Origin of the sequence: Shewanella sp. 10N.286.52.E4 (assembly GCF_041468785.1) — a bacterium.
Taxonomy (GTDB): domain Bacteria; phylum Pseudomonadota; class Gammaproteobacteria; order Enterobacterales; family Shewanellaceae; genus Shewanella; species Shewanella electrodiphila.
This window is the reverse complement of sequence record NZ_JBFRJJ010000031.1, coordinates 17,712-37,118: the sequence shown is the minus strand read 5'-3', so window position 1 is coordinate 37,118 and position 19,407 is coordinate 17,712. Positions and strand designations below refer to the sequence as shown.

15 protein-coding genes and 1 pseudogene are annotated in these 19,407 nt (G+C 41.1%); 6 read left to right on the top strand and 10 right to left on the bottom strand.

The window, feature by feature from the left end:
• Positions 1-76 precede the first annotated feature (76 nt).
• Both AB4153_RS17140 and AB4153_RS17135 read left to right on the top strand, forming a co-directional pair.
• Positions 77-2,905 (top strand): hypothetical protein, encoded by a 2,829-nt coding sequence (locus AB4153_RS17140; protein ID WP_371998215.1) that lies wholly within the window; start codon positions 77-79, stop codon positions 2,903-2,905.
• A 184-nt stretch (positions 2,906-3,089) separates the two neighbouring features.
• On the top strand, positions 3,090-5,762 hold the full coding sequence (locus tag AB4153_RS17135) for a TonB-dependent receptor domain-containing protein (protein ID WP_229372539.1): 2,673 nt from the start codon (positions 3,090-3,092) through the stop codon (positions 5,760-5,762).
• A gap of 471 nt (positions 5,763-6,233) precedes the next feature.
• On the opposite strand, the gene AB4153_RS17130 is transcribed toward AB4153_RS17135, so the two are convergent.
• The 5 genes from AB4153_RS17130 to AB4153_RS17110 all read right to left on the bottom strand — a co-directional run bounded on the left by AB4153_RS17130 (position 6,234) and on the right by AB4153_RS17110 (position 11,572).
• Entirely contained in the window at positions 6,234-6,974 is a 741-nt protein-coding gene (locus AB4153_RS17130; RefSeq protein WP_102528479.1) for a cupin domain-containing protein, read from the bottom strand.
• A 284-nt stretch (positions 6,975-7,258) separates the two neighbouring features.
• Complete coding sequence (locus AB4153_RS17125; RefSeq protein ID WP_102528480.1) at positions 7,259-8,344, bottom strand: hypothetical protein; 1,086 nt, start codon at positions 8,342-8,344, stop codon at positions 7,259-7,261.
• 166 nt (positions 8,345-8,510) lie between these two features.
• Positions 8,511-9,641 (bottom strand): hypothetical protein, encoded by a 1,131-nt coding sequence (locus AB4153_RS17120; protein ID WP_102528481.1) that lies wholly within the window; start codon positions 9,639-9,641, stop codon positions 8,511-8,513.
• 39 nt (positions 9,642-9,680) lie between these two features.
• Positions 9,681-10,049, bottom strand: coding sequence for a cytochrome c3 family protein (locus AB4153_RS17115; protein ID WP_102528482.1), 369 nt, complete (start codon positions 10,047-10,049; stop codon positions 9,681-9,683).
• An 11-nt stretch (positions 10,050-10,060) separates the two neighbouring features.
• Positions 10,061-11,572 carry a flavocytochrome c gene (locus AB4153_RS17110; RefSeq protein WP_102528483.1) on the bottom strand — a complete coding sequence of 504 codons (1,512 nt, stop codon included), beginning with the start codon at positions 11,570-11,572 and terminating at the stop codon, positions 10,061-10,063.
• A gap of 323 nt (positions 11,573-11,895) precedes the next feature.
• Between AB4153_RS17110 and AB4153_RS17105 the strand changes: the two genes are divergently transcribed.
• A complete protein-coding gene (locus AB4153_RS17105) occupies positions 11,896-12,687 on the top strand; it encodes a TetR/AcrR family transcriptional regulator (protein WP_102528484.1) in 792 nt (263 codons plus the stop codon).
• 42 nt (positions 12,688-12,729) lie between these two features.
• Here the strand turns inward: AB4153_RS17105 and AB4153_RS17100 are convergent, their stop codons facing one another.
• Together AB4153_RS17100 and mgrA are read right to left on the bottom strand one after the other, a co-directional pair.
• On the bottom strand, positions 12,730-13,338 hold the full coding sequence (locus AB4153_RS17100) for a protein tyrosine phosphatase family protein (RefSeq protein WP_241906430.1): 609 nt from the start codon (positions 13,336-13,338) through the stop codon (positions 12,730-12,732).
• A 10-nt stretch (positions 13,339-13,348) separates the two neighbouring features.
• Positions 13,349-14,365, bottom strand: a complete 1,017-nt coding sequence (gene mgrA / locus AB4153_RS17095) for an L-glyceraldehyde 3-phosphate reductase (protein WP_102528485.1) — start codon at positions 14,363-14,365, stop codon at positions 13,349-13,351.
• Between the two features lie 304 nt (positions 14,366-14,669).
• Between mgrA and AB4153_RS17090 the strand changes: the two genes are divergently transcribed.
• Positions 14,670-15,950 (top strand): glycerophosphodiester phosphodiesterase family protein, encoded by a 1,281-nt coding sequence (locus AB4153_RS17090; protein WP_371998255.1) that lies wholly within the window; start codon positions 14,670-14,672, stop codon positions 15,948-15,950.
• 52 nt (positions 15,951-16,002) lie between these two features.
• Here AB4153_RS17090 and AB4153_RS17085 read toward each other — a convergent pair whose 3' ends face one another.
• Positions 16,003-16,344 (bottom strand): DUF4156 domain-containing protein, encoded by a 342-nt coding sequence (locus tag AB4153_RS17085; protein ID WP_102528486.1) that lies wholly within the window; start codon positions 16,342-16,344, stop codon positions 16,003-16,005.
• Between the two features lie 197 nt (positions 16,345-16,541).
• On the opposite strand from AB4153_RS17085, the gene AB4153_RS17080 reads away from it, so the two are divergent.
• Complete coding sequence (locus AB4153_RS17080) at positions 16,542-16,865, top strand: hypothetical protein (protein WP_102528487.1); 324 nt, start codon at positions 16,542-16,544, stop codon at positions 16,863-16,865.
• 145 nt (positions 16,866-17,010) lie between these two features.
• On the opposite strand, the gene AB4153_RS17075 is transcribed toward AB4153_RS17080, so the two are convergent.
• Positions 17,011-17,931 carry a manganese-dependent inorganic pyrophosphatase gene (locus tag AB4153_RS17075; RefSeq protein ID WP_102528488.1) on the bottom strand — a complete coding sequence of 307 codons (921 nt, stop codon included), beginning with the start codon at positions 17,929-17,931 and terminating at the stop codon, positions 17,011-17,013.
• A 350-nt stretch (positions 17,932-18,281) separates the two neighbouring features.
• On the opposite strand from AB4153_RS17075, the pseudogene AB4153_RS17070 reads away from it, so the two are divergent.
• Positions 18,282-18,539, top strand: a pseudogene (locus AB4153_RS17070) (phosphoribosylformylglycinamidine synthase subunit PurQ); the annotation flags it as partial.
• Between the two features lie 97 nt (positions 18,540-18,636).
• On the opposite strand, the gene AB4153_RS17065 reads toward AB4153_RS17070, so the two are convergent.
• The gene (locus tag AB4153_RS17065; RefSeq protein ID WP_229372555.1) at positions 18,637-19,233 is read right to left on the bottom strand and encodes an Sbal_3080 family lipoprotein; all 597 of its coding nucleotides are present in this window, start codon (positions 19,231-19,233) and stop codon (positions 18,637-18,639) included.
• Positions 19,234-19,407 lie beyond the last annotated feature (174 nt).

Below are 19,407 nucleotides of genomic sequence, written 5' to 3'. Positions count from 1 at the left end.
TTTTGTCATTTTTGAGGGTTAGTTTGTCGTCCAGCCGAATTACTTAACACGCTTAAATCCGTCCTCGGAGATGACAATGGAACTGAAAAACATTTTTAAACTTAATGCTGTATCTGCAGCACTTTCTGCAACTTTGCTACTTGCTGGTTGTGGTGGTGACATTAATATCGATACAGGTTCAGACGGTGAAACGCCAACTAACCCAGGTCCTACAACTCCTGACATTTCAGAACAGGAAGCTGCTTACGGTGGTTTTGCTGAGAAGAGTGCAACTATTGCAGCAATCGACGGTAAAGAAGTTTGGGTATTGTCAGGCACATTAGCACCTTCTACTGCTGCATCGACAGTGAATGTTGGCGGCCAAGATGGTGACAATATTATTCTTGGTAACGATGTTGTTTGGATGCTAGATGGCGCTGTTATCGCTGGTAGCGATAAAGCCGATTCAGTTGAATTATCTATCATGCCAGGCACTAAAATTGTGGGTGGCAGTGAGTCTTACCTAGTGATTAGTCGTGACTCTAAAATCATGGCAGAAGGTTCAGAAGATGAACCTATCGTATTTACATCACTTGAATCTGCATTGGGTCAAGAAGGTCAAGCGGGTCAATGGGGCGGCTTAGTTGTTTTAGGTAACGCACCAGTTAACTCATGCCCTGATTTAACCAGTTGTGATGCTGCATTTGAAGTAGGAAGTCACAGCTACGGTGGTGATGACACTGAAGATAATTCAGGTGTTATCCAATATGTTCGCGTTGAGTTCGGTGGTTTTAAAATCAACGATACACAAGAAATGAACGGTATCAGCTTTGCAGCAGTCGGTGCGGGCACAACTGTTGACCATATCCAAATTCATAAAAATAACGATGATGGTGTTGAGTTCTGGGGCGGTAACGTATCGCTTTCTCACGTTGTGTTAACTGAAAACTTTGATGATTCTTTAGACTGGACAAACGGTTGGCAAGGTAGCGCGCAACACGTATATATCCGTCAAGAAGATAACGGTTCTAACCGTGGTATTGAAGCTGACAGTAACAGCAGCGCAGACGCAGAACCTCAATCTCGTCCAACTTTAGCTAACTTTACTATTCAAGTGGCTAATGGCACTAACAGTGGCGGCGATGATGCTGAAGGTATCTTATTCCGTAAAGGCACTGCAGTAGACGCTTACAACATGCTGGTTAAAGGTGATGTGGCATCTGGCGAGTGTTTAGAAGTGAATGATGACAACACAGTTATTACTGCAGAAGCTGGCAACTTAAACATGCAAAACAGCTTAATCGACTGTGTTGAGCCGTTTAAAAATGCAAAACCAGATGCTGATGAAGGTCGCGAACTTGCACTTGACGTTGAGCAATGGTTCCTTGAACAAGAAGGTAACCTAGCGGGTGCATCTGACCTAACTGGTTACATGCCTAACTCATCTTCAGTGGCATTAACTGGCGGTGCAGCAGATTTAGCTAACATGGATGACCGTTTAATGGATGCTGAGTATATCGGTGCATTCGACGGTACAACTGATTGGACTACGGGCTGGACAACTGCGATTCATGAAGACGCAGCGCCAGCGCCAACTGAATTACCAGTATTAACATCTTGCCCAGTTGGCACAACTGCAGAAGATGTGGTTGCAGGCCTTTATAAAGATGACAGCGTGACTTTAGTCTGTTCAATCGAAGGTAACATCACCACGAATACAACACTGCTTGCTGGTCAAAACGTGATGTATAAAGTGGATGGCGGTGCAGTGGTTGTTGGCGGTGATAAAACTGACTCAGCAACATTAGCCATTCAAGCTGGTACTCAGTTATTTGCAACAGATAACAGCTACATCGCGATTAGCCGTGGCTCAAAAATCATGGCTCAAGGTAGTGCTGAACATCCAATCGTGATGACTTCGCAGCAAGATGTGATTGCGGGTGCAGAAGGTGAGCGTGGCCAATGGGGTGGTTTAGTACTTCTTGGTAACGGCGAAACCAATACTTGTCCTGATAAAGATGCATGTGATGCTTCATTCGAAGTGGGCGACTTCCCATACGGCGGTAACGACAATGCTGATAACAGCGGTCAAATCAGCTATGTGGTAGTTAAGTATGCTGGCTTTAAAGTGAACGATACTCAAGAAATGAACGGTATCTCATTTGCGGCAGTAGGTAGCGGTACGCAAGTTGACCATATCCAAGTTCACGCTAATGGCGATGATGGTGTTGAGTTCTGGGGCGGTGCAGTCAACCTTAAATATGTTTACTTAACTGACAACTTCGATGACAGCTTAGATTGGACTAATGGCTGGCAGGGTAAAGCACAATATGTGTATATCACTCATGAAGATGGTCAAGCAAACCGTGGTTTTGAAGGTGATAGCCATAAAGGAACTGACGATACACCAGTGTCTAACCCAACTATCTCTAACGTGACCATCCTTCCAGGTACTGACATTGAAAATGCCAGTGGCGACAAAGGTGAAGGGATTATCCTTCGTGTTGCTACAGCAGCGTCAATCCACAACCTATTGATTCAAGGTCGTAAAGGTTCAACTTCGGAGACTGAATCAGGTGAGTGTCTAGAGCTAGACGGTACGTATGCCGGTCTTGTTGACAATGTTAATGATGGTTCATTAATGATTTCTCACTCAGTAATCGATTGTAACGAGCCATTTAAATACAGCTCAGATAATGATGCGACAACTGATGCGGTTGATACCGAAGAGTGGTTCCTAGCGCAAACAGGTAACTCTGCACAAGAAGTCACATTAACAGATGGCATGCCAGCAGGTACTGACACTGTGTTACTGGGTACTGGTCTTGATATGAGCACGACTGATACTTTCTTCGAATCAACTGATTATATCGGTGCATTCGATGGCCAGACTGACTGGCGTGAAGGTTGGGCATTTATCAAGTAAATCTGCCCTGATAATGCCAGCAAGCAGTGCTTGCTGGCATTAATTTAAACCCTTATCTCAGGGTTTAAGTAAGTGATATTGAGTCAATAATACAATACTTTCTGCCTCGTCTGTGTAAGCCATGTAAATAGAGTTTCCCAAGACGAAGGCGCAACCTGAACTGTGTACAGGATTGAAAAACGCTATGAAAACCAAGCCGAGTTTTATCGCTAACAAGCTAAGTCTAGCTGTTGTCACTGCCATTTCTGCAGCCTCTCTTTTTACAACGCTACCAGCTTACTCGGAAGAAACGCCTGCAGTTGATCCAGGTGAAGATTTCCCAATTGAAGTGATTGCTGTAACGGGTCGCTTGCGCACTTCTGCTTCAGCAGCAGTTGAAGAACGTCGTGAACAACCAACGGTTGTTGACATCATGGGTGCAGACCAAATTTCTCGCACCGGTGACAGTGACGCCGCCGCAGCGCTGCGCCGTGTGACCGGTTTGACACTAAAAGATGGCAAGTTTATTTACGTACGTGGTTTGGGCGAACGCTATTCAAGTACTTCTTTAAATGGTGCGGTTGTGCCATCACCAGACCCAACTCGTAACGTGGTACCGCTGGATATGTTCCCAGCCTCTATTATTGAGTCACTATCAGTACAAAAAGCCAGTACAGCCAGTACGCCAGCAGCTTTTGGTGGTGGTCATGTTGATATTCGCACTAAATCCATACCTGCAGACTTCTTTTTTAAAGTGTCTTTGGGTGGCCGTTACAACACCAACGATTCTGATGACACTTTCACTTATAACGGTGGTGGTGATGATTGGATGGGCCAAGATGACGGCACTCGTTCAATGCCTAACAGCATTAATGATGTCAATAATATGTATGGCGGGATCAGCCCAATTGATATCGTGACTGGTTCAAACGGTACCATTGATTTTGCCGAGGCGCAGGAAATTAACCGTGGGTTAGCCAGTGATATGTATCGTGATATGACGGTATTTACTGAAAGCACTGACCCAGGTATTCGCGGTAACATCGCTATTGGCGATCGCTGGGATATTACTGATGACATTATTTTTGGCGCAATGTCGGCAGTTTCTTATAAGAAACAAGCTGAAAACTACACCAAAACGGAAGTGGAATTAGCCGGTGATGCTGACAACGTGCAAATCGAAAACTCAAAAGATGTTATGGGTACCGATTCGATTGTGCAAATGTCTGGCATGCTCAATTTAGGTTTAGAAATTGGTTACGACCATAAAATTCAAACCTTCTCAACTTACCTGCGCGACACTTCAGATGATGTATCTGTGGCAATTGAAGAAACCATCGATACGATTTCAGAGCCTAATGCTCTGCAAGTTTACGATGTGGCTTATGAAGAACGTAATCTGATTAGTAACCAAATTCAGGGTAACCATTTCTTTGAGTATCTATGGGACTTAGAAGCTAATTGGATGTATTCAAACGCAAGCTCTAAGCGTTATGCACCTAATGAGCTTTCGTACACTTATAACGTATTGTTTGATGATGCTAATAACATGACAAGCCGTAACTTGAATACTCAAGATGCGCCTAAATATGTTTATAGCCGCCTTGATGATAATACCGAAAATTACAAGTTCGATTTAACTCTACCGTTTGAATTTGGCATGAACGTGCTAAAAATTAGTGGTGGTTACGAATACTTTGAGCGCACCCGTGAAAGCTATGCAACACGTTTAGGTTTTGATGTTGGCTTAAGTCCAACCGATCCTAATGGCGACATCCTATCGACTGATTTTGATAATATTTTCTCTGATGACAATATTGCCAATGACACACTTGATTTAGAACTTAAAGATGCTTCAACAGACACCGAAGATTACATTGCCGCAGAAATGATTGATGCAGGGTTTGTTAACCTTGATATCGACTTTGATGACGTATGGCGCTTTGTTGCTGGTGTTCGCTATGAAGATTTCCGCCGAGTGACATTACCACTAACGCCTGATGGCGAAATCTCAGATGAAGGTGGCCGTTATGACATGGAAGACTATGCTATCGCTGAAGATGGCTGGTTCCCATCAATGTCGTTAACCTGGAAATCATCTGATGTGAGTCAGTGGCGATTTGGTGCAAGTAAAACATTGGTGCGCCCTGACTTACGTGAAGTTGCGCCAGTACGTTTCCAAGACCCTATTACTGGTTTTGATTTCTTCGGTAACCCAGAGCTTGAAAGCTCTGATATTTATAACTTGGATTTACGTTGGGAATACTACTCAGAAGATGGCGCAAACTTAAGTGTTGGCGGTTTCTACAAAGACGTCGATGCCCCGATTGAAGCGATTCAACGTATTTCTGAAGCCGGTCGTCAGCTCAAGTTTTACAATGCTGAATCAGGCGTTATTTATGGTATCGAAACCGAGTTTTTACATGACCTTGGCTTTATCGGCACAGAAGGCGGATTCTGGGAAGACTTCTTTGTCGCGGGTAACTTAACCTTAAGTGATTCAGAAATTGAAATCTTAGCGAATGGTGAGATTGACCCAACTAATAATAAGCGCCGCATGACAGGTCACTCTGAGTGGGTTGCCAACATGCAGTTTAGCTATGATTCAGCCAATGAATCACATAGTGCGACACTGGTATACAACGTGTTTGGTGAACGTATTGCTTATGGCGGACGCGGCGGGTTAGATGATGTTTATGAGCAACCTTTTCATAGTTTAGATTTCACATACAGCTACCTGCCAACAGAAAGCTTTGGGGTGAAATTTAAAGTGAAGAATATCCTAGGCGAAACTACCGAATACGATCAGCAAGACGTGGTGGTATACGCAAAAGAGCCTGGAACAGAATTCACTCTGCAATTCGATTACCAATACTAAAAATAGTAACAGGGTTATCTGTCACTGCACTGCGGGTATATGGTAACCCTTTGGTTTTCTTGAGTGTAACAAGGTACTGATTTTTAGCATTATTACTTCATCCTTTTAATGCTAAAAATCCAGTATGTAGTGTGATTTAGAGTAGGAAGTCTGGAACACTTCTTTGCAATTAATCACACGCTTCTTTATTGATAAGACGTTATTTAAGACAGGCGTTTTTAAACGAAGAAGTGATAAGTAAAAATAGCAAGATCAGTGTTCAATTTAGCGATATTACTTCATCCTTTTATTGCTAAAAAATAACACTAGGCCACTTTCTTCTGGAACAAGAAAGTGGCCGTTTTTGTTTTTAAAACATAAAAAAGTGACCTACTTTAATATTAAAAGTAGGCCACTTATATTTGGAGGTGATATTTAAATGGGGATTATTAAATACTTAACGATCGATAAATTATAAAAGCTAGTCGCTATTTACTTTTTAAAGATTGCTTCATTTGTTCCGTAAGGACCTAAGTTTAGATCGCGCTTACGGATTTCATCTACGCGGTCAAAGGCTTCTTCTGCAACGCGAAGGTTTTTCACATCACGGCGCCAGTAGTATTTAAACCCGTTGAAATTAGCATTGTTTGGATACCAGTACATTACGCCAAGACCTTTATCTTCAAGGATTGGTGTGTTGTGGATAGCATTGCCTGGGATATAGAAATATTGGCCTTTTTCCAATGGCTGGAATTTGTTTTCTGCTAACGTTTTACTGCCACCGTTTACCACGTAATAACACTCAGGTTGGCCGTGGAAATGAGGCTCATGATCTGACTTGCCACCGTTAGTAATACCGATAACCACTGGTGAATCAGCCAAGTCTTTCCAGATGTATCCTACTGGAGAGTTAGCAACTTCACAGTTTTTAGCTTCAAGTACGTTGCCTTCATTATCCAGTGTTTTACAGAAACGCTGATCTTTAGCGATGCTGTCATTGGCTTGGATAGTGTTGAAATCAATCTTGCCAGCTTCCCAATCAGCGATATATGCTTCAACTTCAGGGTTACTACACTGCACTGGCATAGTGTTTTGAGGAGCATGAACACTGCTGTCAAATGGTACTGGTGTTGTTTGTTGGTAAGGAAGTTGTGCATGGTTACATTGTGGGCCTTGCGCAACAGCAGCTGTTGATGCAAGCGCAGCAATACCAAAAATCATTTTAAGTTTCATTGTTTATCCTAGTTGGAACTGTGAGATATTAATCTTTACTTTTGCTATGACTTAACTATAAATTCATCTTGGTAACATAAAGGTGAAATAGATCACGCAGGTATCGCAACGACAATTTTATTCGTGACTAGTATCGCTAATCTTAAGTAATTGAGAATATGTTCAAATATTCATTTGATTTATTGTTGTTGGTCAATTTTTATAAGTTTAATTGGTTTATAAATACGAACAATTATACGAAATAGGTTTTTAACCCTGCAATTTGAAATTAAATTCCACATTTATTACCTAAATGAATATTGCATACTGAGCTGGGCGTATTGTGATTGTCCAGTGTCTACTAATTCATTACTGTAACTCGGCGATTTATCGTTAATGGCGTATTGCCCCACTTCAAAACCAACAGAGAGCTCAGGAGTAAGATTGGTAAATATATTCGCGCCAAAATGATTTCGACGAGTGCGCTCAATTTCTGTCGTTGTATGGCCTATAAAAACGGTACTTCGGAGTCTGTGAGTCCAGAAATGGCGATAAGCCATCATAGCTGACAGCGTGGTTTCTAATTCACCATCAATAATATCTTTTGCGGCATCAGTCCCTACATAACGCCCTAAATGACCATAATGTAGTTGTAGACGAAGGTCATCTTTGCCGAAGGTTCTAAACTTTCCAGCCACTGAAATACCTTTACTTAATTGCTGGGTATCAACAGGATCGAGATAACGAATAATGCCTGATGCTGATATGTTGCCCCAATCGCCTTTTTTGTTATAGCGTACGATGAGATCAGGTACATAGTCGTTGCGGGTATCAATCCACTCTTGTTGGCTTGAGTCGTTACTTTCAGTGACTGCATCGGTACCGTAGGTATAAGGGTTTTCAAGTGCAAATTGCCAATCGTTATGGGTGTAACGAATTAAAGCTTGTCTCACCATAGCCTGACCAACCAATGGCCCGCCTAAATCTGCTGTTTCAGCAAAGGCTGAAGTATTGACTAACGTTGACCAAGTCTGCCCTGCCATAACATCTTGATATTCGATAAAAGCATGCCGTAGACGGGGGCTGTATGAATTTGAAATAACTGGGTTACCTTGAGAGGAACCGACAAAATCCATTTCAATAAAACCTTTTACCTCCTCGGAAAATATAGCAAGATTTAATCGTGATTCTTGAGCACTAAATTGTGTCCGTTTAGTGGGCTCAGAAATTGAACCTCCACCAGTCCATAAGTCTTGAAATTCGACATCACCACTCACATAGCGAGCGTTCATTTTAATGAACCCACCGAGTTCGACATCCATGGCATGTGAAGAATGAGCAACTACCGCCATACAGGCCAGTAGAGGCAGTTTAACTGAAGGTGTTTTCATAGTTGGAGTGATTACTGCTTAGTGGTTTATGACATTGGTTTTAGTTGATAAAGACAATGTTTGATTGATAAAGTGAGCAATAAAACAGACAGAAACGAGAGAGTCAGTTCCTGCCTGTTTGAGAGTAATGAATTAACCGTTGGTAACGGTTTTGATTACGACTTCATTAGAAGTAGTAACCAAAGTTTATGTTAATACGTTTGTCCCAATCATTACCAAACTCAGGTAAACCTACGTGGTCATTATTAGCGGTAGAAAACGTCATGTTCTTACCCAAAATAAAGTCAATCATAGTGTAAGTTGCACCAGCAGAAATCGCACAACCTGTGACGTTTTGCATGCTGTTGTCATAACTGTCATCAGCAACATCTGGGGTCATTAAACCGAAATCGTTGTAACATTTTACGCTACCGAAATCTGTGGCGAAGGTTTTAGCGATGTTAGCGCTATAGGCCTGGCCTTTAGAAGCGATTTCATATTGCCAACTCACCACTGCAATACCGATTTTATTGTCGTCAGCAGAGTCAGCCGCGTCATATTCGTATTGCATCGCTTGCAGTTGCAAGTTCCAGCCTTTGTAAGTGCTATCTAAATGCAACGCTACAGCATAACGGTCGCCCATATTACCTGTATCACTGTTATAGATTTGACCATATTGAGCAGAACCACCAAACGTTGTAGAGCCACCTTCATACTCAGAGGTATAGGTTTGTCTAAAGTTAAACCCATTGGTTTCTTCGTTATGATATTCAGTGCCATTGATTTCACCACTGAATAATGACGCTGAATAACGCTTGTTTTCAGTTGCACTGTAAACAGGATTTTTGTAGAACGCGAAATCAGTGTTCCAGCCATTATTGTCGTAAGAGGCTTTAATGCCCACATCGTGATTATCTTCAAAACCTAAGTAGTAAGGTAAACCAAACCACCAACTGTTAGAGATAAACTCAGGGTTACCAAAGGGCACTTTATTAATACCGACTTGTAGCTGCCAATTCGGATCAATATCATAATAGCCGTAACCATATTTGATGTAATTGGTGTTTGCGGTAAAGCGGTACTCAGCAGCTAAGCCCCAGTCATCTTTTTTACCATCAAACTTAATGGCAGCCATATCGAAATCAAGCTCACCTAATTTATCTTTATTAGATTCGTCGTAATCTCTATACGCATAATTGACGCGCACTGCGCCCCCGATGTTAATACCATCTTCTTGTTCTTCAGCCATTACTGGCGCAGAAGACATAGCAATCGCTGTGGCCACCATCGACAACATAAACTTGGCGGTTTTCTTCATTCTCGTTCCCTATAAAATCATTGTTGTTTTATTGTTGTGTTACATTTCATGGAACCAAGTACGGTGACAGTCAGCACAGGTAGGAGCTTTTTTTGTATGCTCGCTATGACAGGCTAAACAGCTTGCGCCTTGGTTATAATGCAAAGACTTGTGTGGGTGTGCTTCTGGTACTGCTAAAATTGATTCATCAATTTCAATTGTTTCAACAGTGCCATGACATGCCACACAGGCCTCATCTGTGGTATTCGCTCTTGGTGAACCTTGATGGCAAGCATTACAGCCATCTTGATAAAGCATCTCGTGGTTCACCCTGCCTTGCGTTTTTCCTTTGACGGTATATAGCTCACCCGCATTAGCGGTGGCTAAAAACGCAGTAGATAAAAAAGCGACTAGTAATAATTTTTTCATGGTGGTTCAGCCTACAGATCAGATTTAATAGTTTCAGAAACGATAATGCCCATTGCTAAGCACTCAAGACATGAGGTCGAACTTAAGCGAGCTTCACCATGAATGCCGCCAGTAGCTTCACCGATGGCATACATTTTTCTAATCGGTTTCATTGAGCGACCATCAATCACGCGGCCACCTAAATCTGTTTTTAATCCACCCATGCAGTAATGCACTTTTGGCCAAATACGTGAAACAACAAATGGCCCTGTTAATACCTCTGCAGTGTCCATCTTACGGTTGAATAACGGATCGGTTCTGTCTACAACATGCTGGTTATATTCAGTAATTGTGTTTTTCAACGCTGTCGCAGAAATACTAAACTTCTTGGCAACATCATCCAATGAGTCCAATTTCCAAGCCATTTCGTCACGTAATGAACGAACAACACGGTCGTCGTCTTTATAGTTCTCATAGTTGAACAGCACAATTGGGTAGGCTGGACTGTTGTCTTCATAACGATTTTTCATAATCGCTTCAGAGCAGGTCTTGCGATCTGCACGCTCATCCATAAAGCGTTTGCCATTAAGTACACTAATAGCTGCACCTTGGTGCCAACCAATCGAAAGTAATGCATTCGACCAGCCGAATCCGCCTTCATCAGGAGAACCCCAATGACCGGTTTGGATTAAATTCATGTGGACAGGTAGGGCGCCGTTAGCCATTGCGGTTAAGGTTACTTCACCTGTAGCGCCGTGAGCATTGGTACAATCTAATGTTGGATCCAGTGATGGATCGACCATTTGGCGTAATTCCATATTCTGGGCAAAACCACCGTGCGCGAGGATAACGGCTTTGTTAGCCTTGATATAGATTGTTTTACCCGTTTTAAGATCTGGGTAACGATAATTCTGTCTTACCTTCACACCAACGATCTCTTGGCCGTCCATAATGAAGTCTTCAATGTAATGTTGTAAGCGATATTCCACGCCTACCTTTTTACCTGCTTCGAATAATTTAGTGGTGATATCACCGCCAGTACCATGCTGAGTTCTGATAGCGCGCGCTTTATTATGACCACCCACTTGGATGTTAAATCCTTCGCGAAATTTCACACCGGTTTCAATACATAGGTCATAAGAATCTAATGAACGATTCGCGATGGTTCTCAGCATATCGACATTTTGCATGCCTCTGCCTGAGATAATTTGGTCTTTAACTAATTCTTCTGGAGAATCATCGTTAATACCTTGAGCTAATTGAATTGGATTTTGAGGAATCGCTAACCAACCGCCATTAATTGCAGAATTACCACCAATTACCTGCATTTTTTCTAATACAAGTACACTACCGATTTGCTGCTTTTTGGCATTAATAGCAGCCGATAGTCCTGCAAACCCAGAACCAACAACAAGAACATCAACTGATTCATCCCAGTTAATTTCTTCACATTGACTTTGTTGTGCGCTAGCTGGCATGGCTGCAGTTAATCCGCCGATTGCAGCACCTGCGCTTAATTTTAAAAAGTTACGTCTGTTGTGCATTTATCTTTCCTCACATTTTGATGCGACTAAGATAAACAAATTGATGCTGTTCAAATTTGAATGGCATCACGCTTTTTTTGGGGGGGCAATTTTATTCGTGAAGTGGGTCAAGAACATTGTTCATGAACTACTGAGTTATCAATGCGTTTTTACGTGAATAAACGGGAGTTAATTATCACTATTGAAATAAGATATGAACTGAATCACAAAGACCAATGAAAAAGCTTAATGAGCGTGAACTTAATCCCGATTATCTACCGATGTTATACCTATAAAGAGTAATAAGGATGATAATTGAGTTAATCAAATATTAGGTATGCATTATGAAATGTCCTACAGAAACATTGACTCAACTTCGCTGTGACCAAATTTTAGATGTTGCAGAGCTTTTGATTGAGTCCCAAGGGATTGTGTCATTCAAATTTTCACAGATAGCTAAAGATGTCGGCTGTTCAACAGGGACTTTGTATAAGTTATTTGAACGCAAAGAAGATGTTTTAGTGTGCTTGTTTTTACGCAGTGCGACTTCAAATTACATGCCGCTATTTGTAGAAAAAAATCCTCAACTATCTGCACAAGAAAGATTATTGCTACCTATTTTATTTACTTTTGAAACCATTAAAAGAAGCAGAAGCTTTTTTACCTTACGGTCTGTTTCTGTTAATGCAATGATTTGGAAGTTAGCAAGTGATGAAAAAGTAAAGCTATTCAAACAACGTATTAATTCGTTTTGGCAATGGTTAACTGATGCGGTGCAATTAGCTATTGAAAATGGTGAACTAACAGCAACACCTTTACAAGCCAAAGAGTTGGTTCAAGGGATAGCTTTTTACTTAACAGGGTCACTGACTCAATTTGAGAGTAAATTGATTTCACCAGACTTTTTGTCAGATCAATCTACGACATGTTACCGCCACTTATCGAGATTGATGGCTCAATATCAGTGGCAAACGGCACTCAATCAAGAATTGTTCCAGAGCCTAGAAAATCGAACTTCAGAGTTTTTTGAAAAGAACTATAAAAGGCGCTTAAGCTGCAGTTCGTGTAAAGCATTATCCGCGAAACTTGATGGACATCATCGTGGCTGCTTAAGTCACTCAAGTGCAAGCAGCTAAGATGTAGGACTGCCACGGATAGATTTCCCTTAAACGCTTAGGTTATTGATTTGTATATTTGAGCTTTACTTGTTCAATGAGTGCTTGCCATTGTGGGTATTTTTCAAAGCTTTGTTGTAAGTCCCCCCAAGGCGATAATGTATCTTCTAGTACTTCTCCAGAAACATCGATACCTTGGGTAGCTAGGTACAAATAGTAAAATGCTGAGGCGCGATAGTTGGCGGCGCAATGCACTAAAATCGACTTATCATTGTTTTGTTCCATCACATTAAAAAACTGCTCAACATTTTCTATTGTTGGCTGCTGCCAATCGACTTCGATGTTTTCATATTTCATCCCTGAATCGTTTACTAATTCGGGTTCTTCAGCAAGAAAGTTAGGATTATTGGTCGGAATTAAGTTAATCACGACCTCAACGCCTGCTTGTTTGAGCGTTTCAAACTCAGAGCTTGTCGGCAAACCTGCGGTTATCACCTGGCTGTTGTTAATTTTGATCGCTTTTATATCTGCAAGCTGTGCGGGATTAATTTCAGCGGCAACAGGGTTAACTAGGGCTAATGCGGTTATCATCATTGTCATGGCTATAGCCCCTTTTGCACGGTGTTTTAGTGGTTTGCCAGATGTTGCTTTATCATTGATTAGGCTGTTCATCGTTTAAATCCTATTCCTTTAGAATGTTATTGATTGCAGTTAATTCCTGTTGGCTAAAGTCTAGCTTATTCAGTGCATTAACAGAGTCGAGAATTTGCGCCGGACGACTGGCACCAATTAAACAGGTTGTTACAGCTTCATTATTCAGTGTCCATGCAATGGCCATCTGCGCTAACGATTGTCCACGCTGCTGTGCTAGTTCATTTAAGGCTTTCACCTTTGCTATTTTTGCTGAAGTGAGGTCTTTTTCGGCGAGGTAAATTTGATGTTCTTGTGCTGCTCTAGAATCTTTAGGAATACCATTGAGGTACTTACTGGTTAATAAGCCTTGCGCCAGAGGCGAAAATACAATCGAGCCAACGCCTTCAGTTTTTAGCACTTCCGTAAGACCATTTTCAATCCAGCGATCAAACAGGTTATAGCGTGGTTGATGGATTAATAAAGGAGTACCTAAATCTTGCAGTATCTTAATGGCTTGTTGGGTTTGCTGAGGTTGATAATTTGAAATCCCGACGTATAAAGCACGGCCTGAACGCACAATGTAATCCAGTGCCTGCATGGTTTCTTCTAATGGCGTATCAGCATCCATACAATGATGATAAAAGATATCAAAGTAGTCCAAGCCAGTGCGTTTAAGGCTTTGATCGCAGCTTGATACCAAGTACTTACGTGATCCACCCATTCCGTAAGGGCCTGGCCACATGTCATAACCCGCTTTGCTAGAAATAATCAATTCATCACGATAAGGCGTTAAGTCGTGTTTAAAGATTGAACCAAAAGTTGATTCGGCAGCACCATAATTAGGGCCATAATTATTAGCTAAGTCAAAATGGGTTATACCAGAGTCAAAGGCTGTATGAAGCATGTTAGCAGCATTGACTCGAGAGTCGTTTTCACCGAAGTTTTGCCATAACCCTAGGGAGAGCTTAGGTAACAAAATGCCACTGCGCCCGCATCGTTCGTAAGCCATATTTTTATATCGGTTAGGGTTGGCCATATAGTGTGCATTGGGTTCGTGAGTAATCATTTATCATCCTAAAAATGAGCGGTTTTGAGCAAACATTATCTCAGTAAGGTTTGACGCCTATGAACTATTACAAGTTATCCATTAGCTATTTAAAATAGATTATTACAGTTAGTCGGAGAGTTCACCCATTAATGGGACTCTTTGTATTATTAAATGCTAATAAATGTCATATTTTGTTTGTTTTGTAGTCACATTTACTCTTTAGATTATGCAAGGTTACGTTCCGAAGTGGCTTAGCAAATTGTGCTTAAGTTTGAGCTGATTGCTAGGTACATCTAAAAATTAAATGGAGTTAAGCATGTTGATGAAGAGTGAAAACAAACTTGCGCTAATAGCAATGTCACTAGGTTTGTTATTTATTTCAGGTTGTAATGATGACGATGATAACGGCCAAGGTGAGGTTGATGCGAAATTAGATAAAACCGTGGTGGTAAGTGTTGGCCCAAGACCCTCATATTTAGTTGAGCAAATGCAAGACAGTGAGTTAAAAAACCAATTGACCCAATGTGCTGGTGAAACAATGTATCGACATGACTTTTCCATCGGCCATCGGGGCGCGGCAATGCAGTTTCCTGAGCATACTAAAGAGTCTTATCAAGCTGCGATTGATTCAGGTGCAGGTGTAGTGGAATGTGATGTGACATTTACTCAAGATAAAGCGCTGGTATGTCGTCATTCGCAATGTGATTTGGCAACAACAACTAATATTTTAGCTATTCCTGAGCTTGCTGCTAAGTGCTCAGTCCCTTTCAGCCCTGCAGACTTAGTAAATGGCGTTATGGCGACGGCGCAATGTTGTACCAGTGATATCACCTTGGCTGAGTTTAAAATGCTTGAAGGTAAAATGGATGGTGCAAACCCAAATGCGACGACAGTTGAAGAGTTTATGGCTGGAACGGCTAACTGGCGCACCGATTTATACTCAGGTAGCGGCACGCTAATGACCCATGCTGAAAGTATCACTATGTTTAAAGCGGCTGGAGTAAAGATGACACCAGAGCTAAAGTCGGCCAGTGTAGCAATGCCATTTGACGGTTTTAGCCAGCAAGATTATGCCCAAAAAATGGTAGATGAATATGTTGCTGCAGATGTCGATGCCGCCAATGTTTACCCTCAATCATTTAACCTTGAAGATGTGAAATACTGGATTGCCAATAGTCCAGATTTTGGTGAGCAAGGAGTGTATCTTGACGATAGATACGATTTGGCTGACTTTGACCCACAAAACAGTGCGACGTGGTCACCGACTATGGATGAGCTAGCAAATGATGGCGTGAAGATTATTGCCCCGCCATTGTGGGGGGTGGTGACACTAGATGCCGAGAATCAAATAGTTCCCTCAGAGTATGCTGTCGCGGCTAAAGGGGCGGGACTGAATATTATTACTTGGACACTTGAACGTTCAGGTCTATTAACTCAAGGCGCAGGCGGTTGGTATTATCAATCGATAACTGACGCTGTCGATAATGAAGGTGATGCATTTGAGTTATTGGATGTGCTAACAAAAGACGTCGGTGTTATGGGCGTGTTTTCAGACTGGCCCGCGACTGTGACTTATTATGCTAACTGTATGGATGTAAAGTGATATTAAAATAATTTCAATGCCTATATCAATGTTGAGTTGATATAGGGGTTGACTATGTTACGTTAGCTGGACAGGTATAAGCATTAGCTAACAAGGTGACTGAAGTGGTAAAGACTTTTGGCTTATAAAGAAATACCGTATTAGCACCTAGTGTAAGTGCATCATTTCTTAATTGATTAATAGCACCTTGAGTTAAATCTTTATTGGTAATAAACAGATAATCATACCAATGCCCCTGTGAACCAATAAGAGTGCCTTTTAATTCACAGATATCCATATCACCTTGTTCTGACCACAAGACTGCGACATGTTCACTATTCATTTCTGGGGTTGTGATACAGCCAGTCAGACTAAGTATGCTCAAACTTATCAAAAGTACTTTAAGGGTATTCATAATCGCCTTATTCATATTTATTTTATTCAATGGCTGTTCAGCTTTAGCCGACTATAATTAATTCAGTAAAATGAAATTTATGGCTAATGATAGCAGTAATATCGGTGATGCTAACTGATAGTACATCTATTTATTGTTAGAGAACAGCGAGCAATATTAACGGTGATATCAGTGAGCGACAAGGTGAGGAATGACCAATGAGTACAATAGATTTTGGTGATGAAACAGTTGTAAGGTCTACATTTGCTACTGCGCAGAATGGGGCATTTAGTGGAGATGGCCAGCTATCGTTAACTAAAAGCCGTTTGTATTTTGAAGCTTCAAATAAGATATTTGAAATGGGGCCGTATGAGATTGCACTCACTGATATTGAGAAGGTTGAAAAGTGCTGGGGAACGGGAGGCGGGATATTACCCGTAACCGCTGATGCGATTAAAATAGAGTTAAACAATCATAAAAGTTACAAGTTTATGGTTGCAGATTCAGAGGCTTGGATTGAACTTCTGACCGAAACACATTAATCGTGAGTATTGATACTTTATGTTTTTAACTCTCGATTCTTAAGTGCTAACGCTGCATTTTGTTTTTGATACAAAAAAGCTGAATCAAATGATTCAGCTTTTTTCGTTTTAGCGAGGTACATTGAAGACTCGCAGTTTCTGCAATTTATGCAAACACATCTTGTAGAGATGGTACAACTTGCTTCTTACGGCTTAATACACCGTCTAACCATACGCGGCCATCAACACTGGCTTTACCGTATGCTTTTTCTGTAAGGAATTCATCGTCAGAAACCACTAACATTTCTGAACCTTCTTTCATGATGTCAGTTAGCAATAATAAAACACTGTGGCGATTGCCTTCAGCCTTTAGTGCTGCAATATCAGCTTCTAAATCTGCTTTGATATCATCAAATACTGCTAAGTCGATAACTTCTAGCTGACCGATACCCACAAGGTTACCGTTCATGTTGAAGTCTTTAAAATCACGCAATACAAGGTCACGGGCTGGTGTGCCTTCAACTGCTGATTTTACTTTGAACATTTCCATGCCGACTTCTTTAAAGTCTTCAATACCAGCGATTTCAGCTAATGCTTCAACACAACGGATATCAGCAGTGGTACAGGTAGGCGATTTGAAGATAACCGTGTCACTTAAAATAGCGCACATCATGATGCCAGCGATATTAGCTGGGATTTCTACTTGGTAGAAATCGTACATCATTTTAATCACTGTATTTGAACAGCCTACTGGACGGATCCAACACTCAAGCGGAGTAGAGGTTGTTAAGTCACCTAATTTGTGATGATCAACGATACCCACGATAGTCGCTTCAGCGATATCATCTGGTGCTTGGGTAAGTTCTGAATGGTCAACGATGTAAACTTCTTCGCCTGCGTAGCTTTCTTTGAATTCTGGTGCTTCAAAACCAAATCTATCTAAGATATAGGCTGTTTCAGGTGAAAGCTCACCTAAACGTGCTGCAATTGCAGGCTCTTCAATTTGATTTTTTAAGTAAGCTAGTGCGATTGCACCGCAGATTGAATCTGAATCTGGGATCTTATGACCCACTACATACATTGCCATTGTTAAACGCTCCTATAAATTTGCTGCGATTTTAACAAGAAATCACCAAGCGACCAATAACTAAAAAGCCTGAAGTGGTTTATTAAGCGCGGACAGCGCAGCAATGACTGCTAATTGCGAGGGAAAAGCTAGCGTTTAATCGTGCAACAAGCATAAGCAGAGAAATGGATTACCATTGATAAACCCGCTCATAAGGCATGTTACTTTATTACCGATGTTGGCTTCACAAACACTAACAAATATTTGGACAGAAACGAGTTAGAGCAAAGGGTATAAAATTGGTCTTGAGGTCAGGAAATGTATGGTGCTCAAATAAAGCTTACACTGACCCTACTAAATTACCCTACTAAATTTCTGAAGTATCAGATACAGTGGCGCTGTGTTACGTTGACGGTTACGGTCAAATTGCAACGCAATACCCAGAAAACCCAAATGGTTCACCAAATGCAAACCCTGCATTAACTACCATAGATGGCTGAGTGACTATTATGATGCCGCATCTAGAGCGTGTATTCAGAAGCGTTGCGAACTCTTAGCACCCAGACGAGTGGGCAGAAGACAGCCCATGGATGCGTATGTTCCGTAATGCACGCGTTAAGTTAGGATAATTTGAAATTAACCTAATATGAGTTAACAGCAAAAAGGCGACCAAACTGTCGCCTTTCTTATTGGATTTTAATCTCTAACTAATTAGCTTTTGCTTTGTTATAACTTCTCTGTAAGTACCTTTTGTTTTTCTAGTTCATACTCTTCCTGAGTAATAAGCTGTTCCCCCAACCACCTTTTCAATTTCCTTAATTGATCTTCTGTACTTTCTGAGGCTAACTTCTTAGGTTTATTCGTTGGGATAGCTTTACGGTAAGCATCAACAATCTCAGGTGAGTAACCTGATAGAAGTTTATTAATAACCGGATCCATTTTGGAATCTACACTTGCCCACTTATTTAAAGCTAATCCACCTTTACCATTAAGGTGATATTCGGCATATGCAATATTATCTAGCCCACGGTATAGCCATAACTCTGCATGGTGCATGTACATAGCCATGTCCCAAGTTTTCAAAGCGGTGTAGTTCAAATGGTAGTCACAATAGTTTGGCATACTGTCAGTATAAACTTCAGTTGTTATTCCGTGACGTTTAAAGCCTTTTTGAACAACAGGTAAAAAGTCGTGAACGATTACTTTGGGATTTTCTTCAATACATACGTGACTTACTTGCATTTTAGGGTCAAGTTGCTCGATATTGACACTTGTACAACCTGTTAAAAGTATAAAACCTACGCTAATTAATACTTTCTTCAAAATTAACTCCATTTTAATTTTTAAAAATAATGACTTCTAATTAACTGTTATTGACTTAGGTTTATAACATATTGGTGGTTTTATGTTATTGATATAAATCACTAAAAATGTTTAGGCGTAAAGTCGTGGCGCTTCGCCCACACCCGACGAAAGGGAAACAACAGCATTTCCCTT

Bases quoted from the DNA above. Each gene is read 5' to 3' on its own strand.
- AB4153_RS17105 (WP_102528484.1), top strand. From the start codon at position 11,896: ATGAAATGTCCTACAGAAACATTGACTCAACTTCGCTGTGACCAAATT.
- AB4153_RS17115 (WP_102528482.1), bottom strand. From the start codon at position 10,049: ATGAAAAAATTATTACTAGTCGCTTTTTTATCTACTGCGTTTTTAGCC.
- AB4153_RS17120 (WP_102528481.1), bottom strand. From the start codon at position 9,641: ATGAAGAAAACCGCCAAGTTTATGTTGTCGATGGTGGCCACAGCGATT.
- AB4153_RS17130 (WP_102528479.1), bottom strand. From the start codon at position 6,974: ATGAAACTTAAAATGATTTTTGGTATTGCTGCGCTTGCATCAACAGCT.
- AB4153_RS17125 (WP_102528480.1), bottom strand. From the start codon at position 8,344: ATGAAAACACCTTCAGTTAAACTGCCTCTACTGGCCTGTATGGCGGTA.
- AB4153_RS17085 (WP_102528486.1), bottom strand. From the start codon at position 16,344: ATGAATACCCTTAAAGTACTTTTGATAAGTTTGAGCATACTTAGTCTG.
- AB4153_RS17100 (WP_241906430.1), bottom strand. From the start codon at position 13,338: ATGAACAGCCTAATCAATGATAAAGCAACATCTGGCAAACCACTAAAA.
- AB4153_RS17080 (WP_102528487.1), top strand. From the start codon at position 16,542: ATGAGTACAATAGATTTTGGTGATGAAACAGTTGTAAGGTCTACATTT.
- AB4153_RS17075 (WP_102528488.1), bottom strand. From the start codon at position 17,931: ATGGCAATGTATGTAGTGGGTCATAAGATCCCAGATTCAGATTCAATC.
- AB4153_RS17090 (WP_371998255.1), top strand. From the start codon at position 14,670: ATGAAGAGTGAAAACAAACTTGCGCTAATAGCAATGTCACTAGGTTTG.
- AB4153_RS17135 (WP_229372539.1), top strand. From the start codon at position 3,090: ATGAAAACCAAGCCGAGTTTTATCGCTAACAAGCTAAGTCTAGCTGTT.
- AB4153_RS17110 (WP_102528483.1), bottom strand. From the start codon at position 11,572: ATGCACAACAGACGTAACTTTTTAAAATTAAGCGCAGGTGCTGCAATC.
- AB4153_RS17140 (WP_371998215.1), top strand. From the start codon at position 77: ATGGAACTGAAAAACATTTTTAAACTTAATGCTGTATCTGCAGCACTT.
- mgrA (WP_102528485.1), bottom strand. From the start codon at position 14,365: ATGATTACTCACGAACCCAATGCACACTATATGGCCAACCCTAACCGA.